Origin of the sequence: Gracilimonas sp. (assembly GCF_035704785.1) — a bacterium.
GTDB lineage: Bacteria > Bacteroidota > Rhodothermia > Balneolales > Balneolaceae > Gracilimonas.
Genome location: NZ_DASSWP010000102.1, coordinates 1 through 15,383, shown reverse-complemented (window position 1 = coordinate 15,383; position 15,383 = coordinate 1). Strand labels below are relative to the sequence as shown.

Genomic DNA, 15,383 nt, shown 5'->3' with positions numbered 1-15,383 from the left:
TACCTAGGAAGGTAAATTATTTCAGAGGCCGTTAATAAATTTAACCGGGTCATTATTTGTACCTATTGGAGACAATTTTTTTACTCTTCCTTCTTTTCCGAAATAAACTTTCATTGGGGTGGTTGGTAAAAGGTCTTTCTTTATTAACGTATAGGCCGAATCCCGATAGACGTGCAAGTCAATATTTTCATAGTCCAGAAAAACCTGTATGGTGGTTATATACTTTTCTAATATTACCATTTGTACATTTACCGAGTCACTTTCCTTATTGAAGGTATCCCAGTTTTTTAATTCAGCTATGGAAGGTGTGCATTCACTACTTGTTAATACAAGCAGGACGGTATTACTTAGAGAAACCTCTTCTTTATCGGATATTTCAGAAATGTATTGTTCCCATTCATTAGCTGTTTTTTCATAATAGGGAGCGTACGTATCCTTTCCGCATCCCGAGAAGCATATCATCCAAACTAAAATAAATGGTCTATTCAGTTTTAGTATTAATTTCATAAATGCCTATAGTAAAATGATCGGGATCAAAGTTTTCAACGGCATACATTTTACCGTTTTGTATGGCAAGTGGCGTGATACCATCTACTTTTACTTCTTTAATGAATTCATTGGTTTCACGGTCATAGAAAACCAATATATTTTCTTTTGCGGTATAATCACTCGTGTCAAACCACTCCTTGGTCAAAATCTGCATGTGTTGTATGAAGTACTCATCAGTTAAAAAAATATGAGCGAATACGCTTGTATTTTCCACTAATAGCATGATTTTAGAGAGGGAAGTTTGAGGGGTAACTACTTGAGACGGCTTGTTAAAAGCTTCAGTCATTTCACCGCCATAAAGTATCCTTTCAAAACTTTCCAGGTCATATATCTGAAAATAAGGTGACGATTGTAAGTTTGTGTAAGCTACATTATTGTCCTCATCCACAGCTAATAGGGAAACGAAGGTTTCCCGATGGTCTTGTTTTGAGAATCGATCAAACTTGCCGAATACCGCATCCGTAGAACCATCATCATTTATGAGAGCAAGAAGCCTTGAATTGTATGGTTCAAACCTTGAATCAAGGTCTATGATAGTACCGGCTAATTTCCCCTTATACCACCTAAGATAATGCGGCACTAAGCTGAAGTCAGCATTTTCAAGTATGTTATTTGAGCTAATCAGTCTGCCATCAAGAGTAAAAATTTTTAACATGCGTTGACTTCCATCAAAAATAGCCACTTCATTGTTTTTGTTGATGTCGAAACTGCTCACAGTTAATAATTCATCAGGGCCCCTGCCCTTCTTCCCTATTACAGAATAAAATGATCCATCACTTTTAAAAACAAATATCTGGTTTCGGATGCGTTCATTGAAGAGCCAATAACTTCCATCCTGGCTGATTCTCATATGCTCATAAAATTTACCGAAAAGCTGTGTTCCCTGTTCAAGCACTACAGTGTCACTTTGAATCAATTCAATTGATTTTTTTTTGCTGTCGGAGGGTGGTGTTCGGGAGCAATGAAGAGCAAAAATTGCAATAAGTAAAAATACTAATGAGCGAGGCATACTTTTATAACTTAAAAACCTCGAACCATATCGGCAATGGCCCGAGATTTCAGTTTTTATGGTTTTAATTTATCCTTCACCTGGATCTGGTGTAACTTCCCCACATAAGCAATTGGTTGCAACAACAGTATGGCATTCTTTATCAATTGGACTGAAAGCGCAATTTGGAGGATCCATATTTGCTTTAACATTGCTTGAATTAACCATTGAAAAACCAAAAGTTAAAATAACGGAGCTTATTAAAAGCAGTGATGTTTTCTTTAACCTTTCCATAATATTTCTCCTGTTTATTTTTTTTAGAGTTTTGCTACAAAAAAAGAATGGTTAGGAAATAATATGTTACCACCTATAAACATTCTATTGGTAAGGATTTTAATATATATATCAACTTTAATATGCTAAGAAATTGATATACAACAATTAAGCTATATGCTTGTCCTTGCATCATTTCTTTTCTCACATGATTTATCCGCTGAACTTTCCTGAAGTTGAGATTCTGTATCCTGAGAATAGATCGAGGTAATGAACTCCGAAAATTTGACTGAATTAAAAATAAATCCGACGGAACCCATTTTTGCTATTATACTTGCATTTTTTATCATTGGAGAGTTACCTGCTGCGTTGTCATTTGGAGCTATATTTATCACATTGATCGGGGTAATGCTTACCTGGAAAAAGAAGCCAAAGCATAAACAATTAGTTACGGATTGATTAAATTCTTCTTAACAAATGAAGTAATTTTTTGGGGTAGGAGAGCAATTTAAAAATAATTAAGTGTATACTTTTCATATGCATATAAATACCCGTGAACCTTTTCTTCTATTAGAACGTTAAATGCTTGAGTTGATTAGACATTACTAAGAAAAGAGTAATTGAGACTAAATAGGCTTATTATTCTTACAGCATAACGATTTGCATATTCATTATTATTTTAACGTTCATAATGAAATCAGCTATAAAAATGCTTTTTGAGAAATTAAATTTTGTTTGGGCTTTTAGGTTTATACTGCTGAGTGGGATCGGCATTATATTCTTAGTAAGCTGTGATTCTGAGACTCCTGAAACATCAGAGGTATCCGTTACTTTGCCTGTTACGGTAACTGAACCGGTTGAAAAAGACTTAGCCGAGATCAAAGAAAGTGGTGTACTGCGGATGATCACCAGTTATAGTTCCGGATCTTATTTTTTGTATAACGGTATTCAAGTTGGATTTGAATATGAATTACTGAAGGCTTTTACAAAGGAGAATGACCTGGCTCTGGAAGTTGTGATAACCGGGCCGAATGAAAGTCCTTATGATCTGTTAAATAGCGGTCAAGGTGACATAATCGCAGCTAATTACACAATAACACCTGAAAGAAGGCAAATAGTTGAATTTACCCGGCCATACAACCTTGTAGATCAGCTAATCGTTGTTTCTGATCATCTTGGCTTTACACCTGAAAGCATAACAGAGCTCGAAGGCGTGCCCATAAGTGTTAGAAGAAACAGTTCGTATTACGTTCGATTAATGGAATTAAAGGAGGATGGTTTTCCTATAACCATCAATGTTATTCCTGAAGATATGGATACAGAATCAGTGCTTTTCCTGGTGGCAGATGGTACTTATGAAGCAACAGTTGCCGATAATAACATTTATTCTGCCGCAGATAGATACATTAATGGGTTAGTGAAAGGTCCGCTGATCGCAGAAAGTGATACAATAGCCTGGGCCGTTCGTAAAAATGCCCCTGATCTGGAATATCAGCTTAACAAGTTTTTGTACAAACATTTCAGATTTGATGAGAATGGGGTACCTAAAAGATCTGCTTTTCTAAACATCATCAGGAAAAAGTACTTTGAGTCGGGAAATCAAATAGCGGATTATTATAGCCCCAGTTATCAGGGTACGCAGTATGGCACTATCTCTCCTTATGATAATATGATTAAAGAAGTAGCAGAGGAGTATAATTTGGATTGGGTTATGCTTACAGCTGTAGCTGCACAGGAATCAAAGTTTAACCCTTCATCGGTAAGTTGGGCAGGAGCAGTAGGTATCATGCAAGTGTTGCCAAGATTTTCAGAGATCTCTTCAGACTCTTTATACATACCGGAAGTGAATATTCGGGAAGGAGCAAAGATACTTGCGTCACATTTGGATCATTACGCTTATATGGATTCCACAAACCAATGGTCATTTGCTTTAGCAGCGTATAATGCCGGACAGGGACACGTTGCAGATGCTCGACGGCTTAGCATCGATCATAATGATGATCCAAATCAATGGGATAATGTTGCGGAGTCGTTATTGAAGCTTATGCAAAGAAAATATTATCAAAATGCCCGCTATGGATTTTGTCGCGGTATTGAAACGGTACGATATGTAAATGAGATCATGAATAGATATGATACCTATCAGACGATTCTGGCTTATAATGAAACGAAACAATCTGCCGGAACAGGGATTTTAGGTTTGAAAACGCTTAGTCAACCTTAAGTACCAATAACGTAATATCGTCGTATTGTACTCCTTCTGAGAACTGAGTGATATCCCTGATAACGGCGTCCATTATCTCCCTCGAAGTTTTTTCAAGATTCTTTTTAAGGCATTCGATCAACCTTGCTTCCTCGTATTCTTCCGTCTTTTCAGGATTCATCGCTTCAGTAACGCCGTCGGTATAAAGTACAAGTACGTCACCGGATTGAAGCTTAATAGTGGCAGATTCATAAGGTGCCATGGTAGGAATAGCACCTAATATTACCCCACCTGCTTCTAACTCTTTAGGAGTTTCTTCCCCCTTGCGAAACAAAAGAGGATTGTTATGACCGGCATTTACATAATCAAATCGCTTACCATCAGCAGAAACCTTCCCCCAGAAAAAAGTAATGAACTTGTCAGCCGGGGTATTATCATGAATGATGTTATTGATACTTCCCGTTGCCTCTGCCAGCGAAATGTCAATGGGCGCCAGCGCATGTAACATAGATTGTAAATTTGCCATCAACAATGAGGCCGGAACGCCTTTTCCTGTTACATCTGCAATGGCAAGGATATGACCGTGGTCAGGTGTTTCAACTACATCGAAATAATCACCGCCTACCTGACGGGATGAAATATTTTTGGCCCCGAGATCAAAACCTGGAATTGTAGGTATGGGTGATGGAAGAAGCCCTTGCTGTATGGTTTTGGCAAGATTTAATTCCTCTTCCATACGCTTTTTCTCAATACGTTCTTCAAGCAAAAGTGTTTTTTGTATGGTGAGAAGGGCTAAATTACCCAGCGACTGCAAAAAATTGACCTGTTCTTGTCCATAAGGTTCATTATTTGCTGGGGCCCCTACTCCTACCACTCCAATTTTCTCGTTCTGAAAACGAAGTGCTATGACCAGGCGAATGGCATTTTTTTCCAAAAAGGGGCAGTCATGTTCTTCATCACAGTAAAATATGTCACCCAGCTCAAAAAGACTTTTCAGTTCCTTTTGGGAAGGTTTTTCTTTTAAACCACTGCTGGCAACTATGGATTTTTTGTTATCTGCATCCAATACAAAAAAGAAGGTTCGGATCAGCATTTGCCCGAGCATGGCAAATTTAAAAGTACGTGCGATCTCATCCTGATCAACCATCAGGTTAAAGTCTTTACTCAGCTCCAATAAGGTGTGTAGATCGTGTACTTTGCGATCAAGCTTTCGGTTTATGAGCCGCAGCTCCTGAAACATTCTCGAGTTTGCTATGGCAACAGATGAGATAATGGTAAGGCTCTCAATAAATTCTAACTCACTTTCGGAAAGAGGTTTTTGTGTGCCTTTTGGGCCAAGGCATAAAAAACCAAGATGGTGATTGGTCGTTCGGAGATTGAATAAAATACTGCCTTCCAAAAGTCCCAGCTTTTCTGCTATTTTGGGATGATCTTCCCCTCTTAAAACGGAATGTTCTAACGATTCTTCAGGAAAAGGAAGTTGAATCGTATCTTCTTCGGAAAGGGAACTGCGCCCTTTTATTTTTCTTACCAGATAAAAATGATCTGAGCCTTGATTGATCAGTATCATTCCTTTTGGTACCAAAAGCTTGCCCATTGTAATGAGCAGTAGATTGTTCAATACAAAGTCGGGTTCCTGAGACTCAATAAGCATGCGGCTGGTTTCGAGCAGGGTTCGAAGCTCAAACCGGCTTTGGCTTTCATTATTATCTAAAAGAGTTGATTTAGTTTTCACGATGTGTCAAAGGTTTTTGACCATTCGTATTTCGTTGGTTTGTCCCTTTCGGATGTATTCTACCTTATCCATTACTTTGCGAATCAGGTAAACACCCATCCCGCCGCGTTTTTTCGCCTTGATGCGTTTTATAAGATCGGGTTCGCTATAATTGCTGGGGTCAAAACTCTTGCCTTTATCCATCAAAGAGATCCATAAATGATCGGTATCTGAACCGATCTCAATTTCTACTTTTTCAGTTGGGGAATCTTTATAGGCATGTTTAATGATGTTAGTGTAGGCTTCGTCAACAGCTAGTCTTATTTCTGAAATATCTTTTTGGCTGAGCCCAATATTCTCAGCGTGAGCAGCTACAAAATCCCGTACCTTAGCCAAGTGCTCTGTAGAAGCTTCAACAGATAAGGTCTGTATTTGTTTAGTTCCTGCCACTCTCTTGTTATTTAATTGTCGAAGCTCTCTAAAGCTTCTTTCTCATCTTCAAGGATATCATAAAGTGTGGGGAAGCCCAGCAGATCAAATACGTTATAAACACGATCATTCATATTTGTCAGCTTGATGTCCCCACCCAGGCTGCGTACATCTTCGATGTAGGCCATAAAAACACCCAGGCCTGCACTTGCTATATAATCGAGGCCCGAGCAATTTACTACAATAGAATATCTCTCTTCATCTATTAAAGACTTGAGTGCATTCTCTAAATGAGATGCAGTATGTGCGTCAAGCTCTCCACTGATATCCAGTATACTTACGTTTTCTTTTTGCCGTGTAGCGATACTGAAATTTTTCATTCCGCTTAAATTGAAGTTTCCGAATAATATTGAAGTTGCATAATAACGTAAACCAAAGAATTAGAAAAGTATTTAGAGTAGAGGATTACGTTAAATAGAAAAAAAAGGTTCAAAAAAAATAGGGCATTACATTTTTCATATGTAATGCCCTGACTATTCATCAAGAGAGACGCTACTTGAGCGCACCTTTAATTAAGCAAATGCTTGGGAGAGAAGCAACTATAAATTCTCAGGCATTATTTTAAGAATTATTCCCTGAACTACTAATGTTTGAGACCCAATATCCGGTGTTAAGCTCCCGTGCAAGTTCTTTGCCTAAAGTCTCTGCATCAGATTTCGATGCAAAATATCCTACCCTCAACCGGAACCAGATATCACCGGTTTCTTCATTACCAACTTTCACCGTGTAAACATTTGGAAAATCTCGTTCCTGCAATTGGTTTCGGTAAGAATTTGCTTTCTCTTCTGAGCGAAATGCACCAACCTGAACGGCATAATCTCCATCTTCCGCAAAAGAAAATTGTGATCCGGAAGATTGTTCTTCCGCTTGTTCCTGTTCGGCTACGCGGGCAAGGCTGTCTTCACGGGCTTGCATAAACTCTGCAATACGCTGTTCTTCAATTTGTCTAAGTGAGTCGAGTCTTGCTTGTTCAGCAGCTCTTCGTTCTTCTTCGCTTGGTCCACATGCTTGAATGCTTATTAAAGCCAGGGCCAACAGCAGGGTATAGATGCTTAATTTTTTCATAAATGTAGTTGTTAGTTGATAATTATCTGTAAGTGGCATCCCGAATTAAATTAAACTTACGTCATCCCGCCCTGTTTCACAAATATTGACGCATCAAAACTTTCAGAAGTATTAGAATAGTCCTTATCTTATATAGACTGAATCTAAATCAATATCTTTTGGTTCAGTAATTATATGGAAAAACCTCTTTTACACATATCCGGATTAACAAAATCATTCGACGAAACTGGCCCCGTTGTAAACAACGTAACCTTTGAAGTGGGTAAAAATGAAATATTTGCCCTTTTAGGCCCCAGTGGTTGTGGAAAAACAACAACTTTACGCTTAATTGCAGGTTTTGAGCAATGTGAGGCAGGTGAAGTTTTTATCGAAGGTGAGCTTGTTGAGAGTACCCAAAAGCGGTTGTCTCCTCAAAAAAGAGAGATTGGTTTTGTATTTCAGGACTATGCGCTATTCCCGCATATGAATGCTTTAGATAATGTAGCATTTGGTTTGCGTGAGGTTGAGCGTAAAAAACGTTCGGTATTAGCAGAGGAAGTGCTTTGCCGAACCGGAATGGAAAAGTATAAGCATCGTATGCCGGATGAACTTTCCGGGGGACAACAACAGCGTGTGGCCCTCGCCAGAGCCATAGCACCTAAGCCAAGGTTGGTTCTTATGGACGAGCCTTTTTCAGGTTTGGACGCTATGTTAAGAGACACGACTCGTAAAGAAGTAAGAGCAATTCTCAAGAAATCAGGGATGAGTGCTATTTTAGTGACTCATGATCAGGAAGAAGCCCTTTCTTTTGCAGATCGTATAGCCGTGATGAATAATGGCCAAATTGAGCAAATTGGCACTCCTGAAGAAGTCTATTATCACCCTAAAACACAGTTTGTAGCCCAGTTCTTAGGGCGTACCAATCTTTTTCGTGCCCACGCAGATGGCTCAGACAATGTAGAAACCCGGTTAGGCCCGGTCAAGATCAATAAAGAAGCGGAAGGGTTGATCCTGTGCTCTATCCGGCCAGAGCACCTGACTATTGAGCGTTGTAAAGCAAATGGCTCGGAAACCGGGATCATTGTTGGCCGGGAATTTCGGGGACACGACATAACCTATCATGTATTATTCAAGGGAGATAAATATATTGTTCATACCGACAACCGCTTGCTGTTCGAGGTAGATGAACATGTAATTGTGAAACCTCTGGAGCCTGCCGTAGTATTAGAACAGAAAGCATAACTTAAACTAATTTAAACGAGAGCATTTTATGTCACTTTTAGGATTTCTTGTATTGTTACTAATTGCTGCAATTTGCGGAGGCATTGGTCAAAGCATAAGCGGATATAGTTTTGGCGGATGCTTGATCTCTGCCGGAGTTGGATTTATCGGGGCTATTATTGGCACCTGGATCGCCAATGAATTGGGCCTTCCTGAGTTATGGACGGTGGAAATTGATGGAAGTCCATTCCCCATCATTTGGTCCATTTTAGGAGCCGCCCTGTTTACAGGTGTTTTAGGCGCTGTGATGAAAAGAAGGAAATAAGCGGTAAACACAGGGTGATATAATTCTTTCGACTTTTTTAAATTTGATAAAGTTTGCGAAGTCATTTCCATTTCCGACAGGTATTTCGTAATTAGCAGCTTCTTATTAATGCTAAAAACGGATATATGTATAAGTCATTTATTTTTCTGGTGATTCTATTTTTAAACGCGGGCGGATTTACGGTTATAGCTCAGCAAAATGATGAGCTGCCAAAGCGGAGTGATAACCTTGAAGTTCTTTCTCATGTTCCTTTGGGAGCTCCATTAAGTGTAACAGATATTGTAGTTGAGCAGGAATTAAGTCGCCCTTATGCTTATGTGGGCAGGATGCAGGCAGAGAAAGGATTTGATATTATTGATCTGTCAAATCCGGAAAAAGCTGAGGTAATTTATCGCTGGAGAATGCCAAATGAAGAGCTGCATGTTGGCCTTGGCGGAATGGATCCAAAATATTTTAAGCACAACGATAGATACTATGTGGTTCAGTCGCTACAATTTTTTCAGGGTGGTCCAAATACCGATGCAGGAGCTGTTGTAGTTGATGTAACCGGATTGCCGGATGTGAGTAAAGTCAAAACAGTTGGCTATGTGCGCAATGCAGAACACCCCGGAGGATTCCATAATATATTTATGTACAAACATTCTGACGGACGTCCTCTTTTATTTGCCACTACATCCGGAGATGATGCTTACGTTTATGACTTAGGCAAGTTTGTTGAAGGTGAAGAAGACATTCTAGCCGGAACCATTCCAAACCCGGATACCCCTGCCCGTATGGCCGGTGCGTCATTGGGTTATCATGATTTTTATGTGGGCTACCATCCTGATAGTCAGCAGGACCGTTTTTATGGCGGTGGAGCCGGCGGATATTTTGTCTTTGACGTAACCGAAATGGATTCGGTAAGTATGTTAGCTACTGTAACTGGTGTTAGCGGTGTAGTTTGGGGACACACAGTGACTCCTTCTCCGGATGGTCGTTACATTGTAGGAGAGACAGAATACATGCATGCGCCTCTCCGTATTTTTGATTTGAAGCCGGCTCTGGATGGTGATGTTCAAAATATTAGTGACCCAATAAGTTCCTGGAATTTTGACTATGAAAACCTGGTGCATAACCACGAAGTGAGATGGCCGTATTTATTTGTTTCCGGTTACGAAGATGGATTGTTAGTTGTTAATTTATTCAGTCCGGATGAACCTAAAACCATAGCCTACTATGATACCTTTCTGGGTAAACATCAGTCGGGTATGTGTGGCGATAATACTTGTAATGGAGCTTTTGGTGTAGATGTGAGGAATGAAGACGGCTTGATTGTGGTCAGTGATATGGGAACCGGTTTCTGGGCTTTTCGCCTGGAAGGTTTTCAGGGCTGGAATGGCCGCGGTTGGGGTATGCCAAATATCTCCAGTGCGCAAAACTGGGATGAAGGACCAGCAGCAAACTAAATTTTTGAATAAACTGATTAGTTCTAATTATGATCAGAAAGAGCAATTCCATTTTAGCATTATTAATCGTCTGTACAGTATTTGGTGCTGAGCTTAAGGCTGAAACAGATCCGGAAACAAGTCCACCAATACTATGCGTGGACACCGGTTCAGAATACTATACGATCGATCTTGTGACCACCAAGAATATTCCGGGGACCGGACAGGCTACGGGCAAGGCTGTAATGAAATTCACTCCCAATCCTTTTGGTATTTCCATTGCTAAAGACGGATCGTTTCGTCACCAATTAGATATTCAAATAAATAGAGCCAATAAACCCAAGGATGGTACATTTGTAGCCTGGGTAACTACTCCATCATTGGATAAGGTAAAATTAATTGGTGCCTTGGATAAAGATCTGAAGGTAAGTGGGACGGTCGACTGGAATAAATATATAGTCGTTATCACGCTGGAAGAGGAAGTTCCGGATAAAAATGCTCATATGTGGTCTGGCCCAATAGCTTTTCGTGGCTTATCCAGAAGTGGCTTGATGCACACTATGGCAGGTCATGGACCCTTTACCCAGGAACCCTGCGCTAAATACGGATATTATTAATGTCGAAGTTGTACCCTAAGATCTTTTTACTTTCCCTGATTTTAGCAGGGGTCTCCCATCCTTTAAAGGCACAGCACGAACATCACAATATGGGTGGTGATGCTATGGACATGGATTCTTCCAAAGCGGTTTGGCGAATGCCTCCTATGAATATGGAAATGCCCATGCTGCCCGGAATGCATAGCGAGCTGCCTCCGGTAGAGCCATTTATTGCTGGGATGGGGCTCACAAAAGAAGACATTCCCTACGCCAAGCCGCGTGAAATTCTGGAACTGGCTGATGGAGATACTATTGCCCTCCAAGCTTCTATTGTCCGCCGTAGTTTAGAGGGAAAAGACTACGTGATGTATGGATACAATGGCCAGTACCCCGGACCATTATTAAAAGCTCCTCAGAACAGTACAGTTGTGGTGGAATTCAATAATCAGATCGAATTTCCAACAACGGTACACTGGCATGGTTTACGGCACGATTATCGTTTTGATGGGACTCTGTTTTCACAGGATCCGGTACAGATCGGCGAATCTTTTACCTACGAGCTATTTTTCAGGGATGCGGGAGTTTATTGGTATCATCCTCATGTATTGGAATATATTCAGCAGGACCTTGGGCTGTATGGTAATATGCTGGTAACTCCACCCGAAGAGGATTATTACAATCCCGTGAACCGGGAGGAAATGGTAATTCTGGACGATATCCTGATCGATGATCAGGGGCTGATTCCGTGGGGAAAATCAAGCCCCACTCATGCCCTGATGGGACGTTTTGGAAATGTGATGTTGGTGAATGGGAAAACTAACTATCAGCTGAATGTCGATAAAAATGAAGTGCTGCGGTTTTATATCACCAACGTAGCCAACACCAGGACCTTTAATATGGTATTTGAAGGAGCCAAGGTAAAAGTTGTTGGCTCGGATGTCAGTAAATTTGAAGAAGAGGTTTATACGGAAAATGTTCCGATTGCTGTGGCAGAGCGTTATATCGTGGAGGTTTTATACGAGGAACCGGGGACCTATCCGATATTAAATTCGATACAGGCAATTAATCATTTTCGGGGAGAATTCTATCCTCATAAAGACACTTTGGGGGTGGTAACTGTCTCTGAGGATGAGGTAGAAGAGTCTTTCACCGAAGCCTTCAATACCCTGAGGGTAAATGAGGATGTGAAAAAAGATATCGCTGATTTCGAACCCTATTTCGATAAACCTGTGGATAAAGAACTGGAGCTGACTGTTTCAGTTCAAAATTTACCGATTCCAATCATGCAGTCAATGCAGCTGGATACGGCGTATGTACCTCACATAGAATGGAATGATACCATGCCTATGATGAACTGGCTTTCGACGGGTAAACAGGTTGAATGGATATTACATGAACCGGCTACCGGTAAAAAAAACATGGACATTTACTGGGATTTCAAACAGGGAGATGTTGTTAAGCTCAGGATATTTAATAATCCTGATACTTTTCATCCTATGAGTCACCCTTTTCATATCCATGGTCAACGGCATCTGGTGCTGAATATTGACGGAGTGGAAACCCCCAATATGGTCTGGAAAGATACCTCCATAATTCCTGTTGGTTCCACGGTAGACCTTCTGGTAGATATGTCAAATCCCGGTAAATGGATGATGCATTGCCATATCGGTGAGCACCTGGATGCAGGGATGATGCTGGGTTTTGAGGTAGTAGAGTAGATCAAATATTTTAATAGCCTTAGCATTTCGGAAATAGAAAATTGCTAATTTAAGATAAAAGTGACCCCGCCGGGAATCGAACCCAGATCTAGGACTTAGGAGGTCCCTATTCTCTCCAATTGAACTACAGGGTCAAGTGTTGCACAATCATTCCGTAAAAGATACGTAGCTTAACGTAACTAATCAGCATTATATAAGTAGAAGTATGCTGATTTTATTTATTTAAGAAATTCAATTGAGATGCCTAAACTTGCTCTTTTAGTGCTACTGCTGTTAATAAGCTGCGGACAATTATACGCCCAACATACTATAACCGGAAAGATCGTAGATGCTGAAACCGGGGAACCTCTGCCGGCGGCACATGTTATCATCAAAGATACCTATAAGGGTACCATATCAAATCAGGATGGTGAGTTTAACCTGATCGTCAGAGAATTCCCTGTGACTTTGATCGCGAGATTTTTAGGTTTTGAAAGTCAGGAAAAAATTATAAATGAAAATCCCGGCCCGGTCGATTTTCTGTTAAAGCCATCAATAGCAGAGATGGGTGAAATTGTGGTGACGGGAGAAGATCCTGCGATTACGATCATGAGAGAAGTAATACGAAGGAAGCAGATCTGGCGGGCTGATCTAAATACGTATAAAGCTGAGGCATATACTCGTCAACAACTCAAAAATGATACTTCTATCATATCCATTTCAGAAAGCATTTCCATAGCATATTGGGATAAAGAAAAAGGCTCAAGGGAAATTTTAAAATCGAAGCGGCAGACCGCCAATATTGATGAAGCAAGTAATTTTGCGGGAGTCAGCTATTTGCCAAACTTTTATGATGACAACTTAGATATTGCCGGCTTCAATGTTGTGGGGGTCACCCACCCTAATGCACTTTCTTATTACGATTTTTCTTTGGAGGACATTCAGGCGCTGGATGGTCAGGTGGTATATGAGCTGTCTGTTCGGTCAAAAAGGAAGCTGCAGCCTCTTTTTGAGGGGACAATTTTTGTATTAGGTGAAGAATATGCCCTGCTGGAAGTGGACTTAAAACCCAATTCTGTAGTAGTTTTTCCTCCTCCTGTTCAAGATTTCAACCTTTCTTACCAACAGCAGTTCAGTAATTTTGGCGGGGATTATTGGCTTCCGGTTGATGTTCGCATTGAGGGACTGGTTGAGGTTGGGATCGTAGGCCTTCGTTTCCCTCCAATCGGTTTTAAGCAAGTGGCAAAGTTAAATGATTATGAAGTGAATATTGACCTTCCCGATACCTTGTTTAGTTCTGATAATACCATGTCAGTTGATTCAACAACCATCAACTCAGGAGATTCATTATTTGTAAATGAAGTGGGTCTGATTCCCTTGGATAATGAGGAAAAAGAAGCCTACGAAACCTTAGACAGTACGGCTACACTGGAAAAAGCATTTCGCCCAACGGGTTTCTTTACCCGTTTCATTGATTGGGAAGAGGGAGATGATTCCGGGAATTCAGGAAACGGTAGTGATGATGAGACAAGAAGCAGTTCATCCGGAAATACAGAACCATCATTACTTAGAAAGCTTACTCAAAACTTGAGTCCCTTAGGTCATTTTAATAGAGTGGATGCATTCTATTTAGGATTAAAGCACCAGCGCAGATATGTGGATAATAGAGTCACCTCCACAGTTTTTGGAGGATATAGCACCGGGTATGATGATGGGACATTTTCTTACGGAGGTAAATTGGAGTGGAAGCCATTAAAGCATACCCGAAGGTTTGCTGTTTTTGCAGAATACAGCGCCAAGACAGAAACAAGGTATAACTCTGATATGTTTAATCCGACAATGACCACAGTCTCTTCCCTTCTCGGATATGAGGATTATTTCGATTACTACCGAAATAAAGGATTGGAAGTAGGGGTTTCGCATCTGAAGCGAAGAGTGGGTGAGATACGTTTTAGCTATAGCTATGAAGATCATTCCGGTATCTCGTACACTACAAATTATAACCTCGTAGGCAGAGATCTGGTACAAAGGCCGAATAGCTATGTAAACGAGGGACAGTTGAGTGCTATAGAGCTTTCCCTCTCAAATGGGAATGATAAAAAAGCGCTGGGTGCTATCGGCGCCAATGACTATTTAGTAAGTATTGAACATTCAGCCGGGTTTATGGGTAGCAGCTGGGATTACACCCGATTTAAGATAAATCTCTACCGAAGTTTCGAAACATTCTATCAGCGAAGGTTCTTTCCCAATACACTTGATATGCGATTTAATGCCGGGACTTATATAGGAGATCTTCCTATTCAGAAAAATGAAGTGCTGGATGTAGCCCCCGGAATATTCACACCGTTTGGTGCTTTTCGGGCAAAGCGGTTCATTCCGTATGAGGGAGCCAGCTATTTGGCACTAAATGCAGAGCATAACTTTAAGAGTATTCCATTTGAAATGCTGGGATGGAGAAATGCTACTCAAACAGGTTTGAGCATCATTGCTTTTGGCGGGATAGGGAAAACGTGGGTGCAGCAAGATCAGATTAATGAGTTTAACAGCAGGTACGGCTTCAGTCCCAATATTACAAAAGACTGGCATATGGAGGCGGGTCTTTCGCTAAGTAATATCTTTAACCTTTTCAGGGCAGATGTAGCCTACCGCATTGATGATCCGGGAATTTATTTTGGGGTGAGCATAGCCCGATTCTTTTAGCAGTAAATTTTATCGCAAACTATTGGATATAAAAAAGGCTCGCTGCCATCGGCAGCGAGCCTTTTAAATTTTATTTACTCTAGCTGTTCAGCTTAGTTGTTAGGCTGATACTTGAGTGTGCTAATTGGATGTGACTCAGCACGGCGGTTTCTTTCACAAC

Annotated in this window: 15 protein-coding genes and 1 tRNA gene; 8 read left to right on the top strand and 8 right to left on the bottom strand. The window is 40.5% G+C overall.

The features are described 5' to 3' along the window. Positions 1–21: 21 nt before the first annotated feature. From VFM80_RS06055 to VFM80_RS06045, 3 genes are all read right to left on the bottom strand, one after another. On the bottom strand, positions 22–507 hold the full coding sequence (locus tag VFM80_RS06055) for a TlpA family protein disulfide reductase (RefSeq protein WP_395070574.1): 486 nt from the start codon (positions 505–507) through the stop codon (positions 22–24). After that, positions 482–1,558: a 6-bladed beta-propeller gene (locus VFM80_RS06050; RefSeq protein WP_395070572.1), complete on the bottom strand. Its 1,077-nt coding sequence runs from the start codon at positions 1,556–1,558 to the stop codon at positions 482–484. Before VFM80_RS06050 ends, VFM80_RS06055 begins: the two co-directional genes overlap by 26 nt. A gap of 69 nt (positions 1,559–1,627) precedes the next feature. Next, positions 1,628–1,831 (bottom strand): hypothetical protein, encoded by a 204-nt coding sequence (locus VFM80_RS06045; protein WP_395070570.1) that lies wholly within the window; start codon positions 1,829–1,831, stop codon positions 1,628–1,630. Between the two features lie 249 nt (positions 1,832–2,080). Here VFM80_RS06045 and VFM80_RS06040 point away from each other — a divergent pair, with 249 nt between their 5' ends. Both VFM80_RS06040 and VFM80_RS06035 read left to right on the top strand, forming a co-directional pair. Beyond that, a complete protein-coding gene (locus tag VFM80_RS06040) occupies positions 2,081–2,269 on the top strand; it encodes a hypothetical protein (RefSeq protein ID WP_395070568.1) in 189 nt (62 codons plus the stop codon). Positions 2,270–2,501: 232 nt separating this feature from the next. Next, the gene (locus VFM80_RS06035; protein ID WP_395070566.1) at positions 2,502–4,034 is read left to right on the top strand and encodes a transglycosylase SLT domain-containing protein; all 1,533 of its coding nucleotides are present in this window, start codon (positions 2,502–2,504) and stop codon (positions 4,032–4,034) included. Here VFM80_RS06035 and VFM80_RS06030 read toward each other — a convergent pair. From VFM80_RS06030 to VFM80_RS06015, 4 genes are all read right to left on the bottom strand, one after another. Then, complete coding sequence (locus tag VFM80_RS06030; RefSeq protein WP_395070564.1) at positions 4,021–5,748, bottom strand: GAF domain-containing SpoIIE family protein phosphatase; 1,728 nt, start codon at positions 5,746–5,748, stop codon at positions 4,021–4,023. The two genes, VFM80_RS06035 and VFM80_RS06030, sit on opposite strands and share 14 nt — an antisense overlap. Positions 5,749–5,754: 6 nt before the next feature. Then, positions 5,755–6,177, bottom strand: a complete 423-nt coding sequence (locus VFM80_RS06025) for an ATP-binding protein (protein ID WP_395070562.1) — start codon at positions 6,175–6,177, stop codon at positions 5,755–5,757. An 11-nt stretch (positions 6,178–6,188) separates the two neighbouring features. Then, complete coding sequence (locus VFM80_RS06020; protein WP_395070560.1) at positions 6,189–6,536, bottom strand: STAS domain-containing protein; 348 nt, start codon at positions 6,534–6,536, stop codon at positions 6,189–6,191. Between the two features lie 241 nt (positions 6,537–6,777). Then, positions 6,778–7,281: an SPOR domain-containing protein gene (locus VFM80_RS06015; RefSeq protein ID WP_395070558.1), complete on the bottom strand. Its 504-nt coding sequence runs from the start codon at positions 7,279–7,281 to the stop codon at positions 6,778–6,780. A 174-nt stretch (positions 7,282–7,455) separates the two neighbouring features. Between VFM80_RS06015 and VFM80_RS06010 the strand changes: the two genes are divergently transcribed. From VFM80_RS06010 to VFM80_RS05990, 5 genes are all read left to right on the top strand, one after another. Next, positions 7,456–8,502, top strand: coding sequence for an ABC transporter ATP-binding protein (locus VFM80_RS06010; protein WP_395070557.1), 1,047 nt, complete (start codon positions 7,456–7,458; stop codon positions 8,500–8,502). 28 nt (positions 8,503–8,530) lie between these two features. Continuing rightward, positions 8,531–8,806: a hypothetical protein gene (locus tag VFM80_RS06005; RefSeq protein ID WP_395070555.1), complete on the top strand. Its 276-nt coding sequence runs from the start codon at positions 8,531–8,533 to the stop codon at positions 8,804–8,806. Between the two features lie 125 nt (positions 8,807–8,931). Beyond that, positions 8,932–10,251: an LVIVD repeat-containing protein gene (locus VFM80_RS06000; RefSeq protein WP_395070553.1), complete on the top strand. Its 1,320-nt coding sequence runs from the start codon at positions 8,932–8,934 to the stop codon at positions 10,249–10,251. Between the two features lie 29 nt (positions 10,252–10,280). After that, positions 10,281–10,847, top strand: a complete 567-nt coding sequence (locus VFM80_RS05995; protein WP_395070551.1) for a hypothetical protein — start codon at positions 10,281–10,283, stop codon at positions 10,845–10,847. Beyond that, positions 10,847–12,544, top strand: coding sequence for a multicopper oxidase family protein (locus VFM80_RS05990; RefSeq protein WP_395070549.1), 1,698 nt, complete (start codon positions 10,847–10,849; stop codon positions 12,542–12,544). The genes VFM80_RS05995 and VFM80_RS05990 overlap by 1 nt, the downstream gene beginning before the upstream one ends. Before the next feature lie 61 nt (positions 12,545–12,605). Here the strand turns inward: VFM80_RS05990 and VFM80_RS05985 are convergent. Next, positions 12,606–12,678 (bottom strand) — tRNA-Arg (locus tag VFM80_RS05985). Between the two features lie 106 nt (positions 12,679–12,784). Between VFM80_RS05985 and VFM80_RS05980 the strand changes: the two genes are divergently transcribed. Further along, positions 12,785–15,223 carry a DUF5686 and carboxypeptidase-like regulatory domain-containing protein gene (locus tag VFM80_RS05980; protein ID WP_395070547.1) on the top strand — a complete coding sequence of 813 codons (2,439 nt, stop codon included), beginning with the start codon at positions 12,785–12,787 and terminating at the stop codon, positions 15,221–15,223. Positions 15,224–15,383 lie beyond the last annotated feature (160 nt).

Excerpts from the sequence above, each read along its gene's own strand:
- VFM80_RS06045 (WP_395070570.1), bottom strand. The coding sequence starts at position 1,831 with ATGGAAAGGTTAAAGAAAACATCACTGCTTTTAATAAGCTCCGTTATT.
- VFM80_RS06055 (WP_395070574.1), bottom strand. The coding sequence starts at position 507 with ATGAAATTAATACTAAAACTGAATAGACCATTTATTTTAGTTTGGATG.
- VFM80_RS06035 (WP_395070566.1), top strand. The coding sequence starts at position 2,502 with ATGAAATCAGCTATAAAAATGCTTTTTGAGAAATTAAATTTTGTTTGG.
- VFM80_RS05990 (WP_395070549.1), top strand. The coding sequence starts at position 10,847 with ATGTCGAAGTTGTACCCTAAGATCTTTTTACTTTCCCTGATTTTAGCA.
- VFM80_RS05995 (WP_395070551.1), top strand. The coding sequence starts at position 10,281 with ATGATCAGAAAGAGCAATTCCATTTTAGCATTATTAATCGTCTGTACA.
- VFM80_RS06020 (WP_395070560.1), bottom strand. The coding sequence starts at position 6,536 with ATGAAAAATTTCAGTATCGCTACACGGCAAAAAGAAAACGTAAGTATA.
- VFM80_RS06005 (WP_395070555.1), top strand. The coding sequence starts at position 8,531 with ATGTCACTTTTAGGATTTCTTGTATTGTTACTAATTGCTGCAATTTGC.
- VFM80_RS05980 (WP_395070547.1), top strand. The coding sequence starts at position 12,785 with ATGCCTAAACTTGCTCTTTTAGTGCTACTGCTGTTAATAAGCTGCGGA.
- VFM80_RS06040 (WP_395070568.1), top strand. The coding sequence starts at position 2,081 with ATGAACTCCGAAAATTTGACTGAATTAAAAATAAATCCGACGGAACCC.
- VFM80_RS06050 (WP_395070572.1), bottom strand. The coding sequence starts at position 1,558 with ATGCCTCGCTCATTAGTATTTTTACTTATTGCAATTTTTGCTCTTCAT.
- VFM80_RS06010 (WP_395070557.1), top strand. The coding sequence starts at position 7,456 with ATGGAAAAACCTCTTTTACACATATCCGGATTAACAAAATCATTCGAC.
- VFM80_RS06000 (WP_395070553.1), top strand. The coding sequence starts at position 8,932 with ATGTATAAGTCATTTATTTTTCTGGTGATTCTATTTTTAAACGCGGGC.
- VFM80_RS06015 (WP_395070558.1), bottom strand. The coding sequence starts at position 7,281 with ATGAAAAAATTAAGCATCTATACCCTGCTGTTGGCCCTGGCTTTAATA.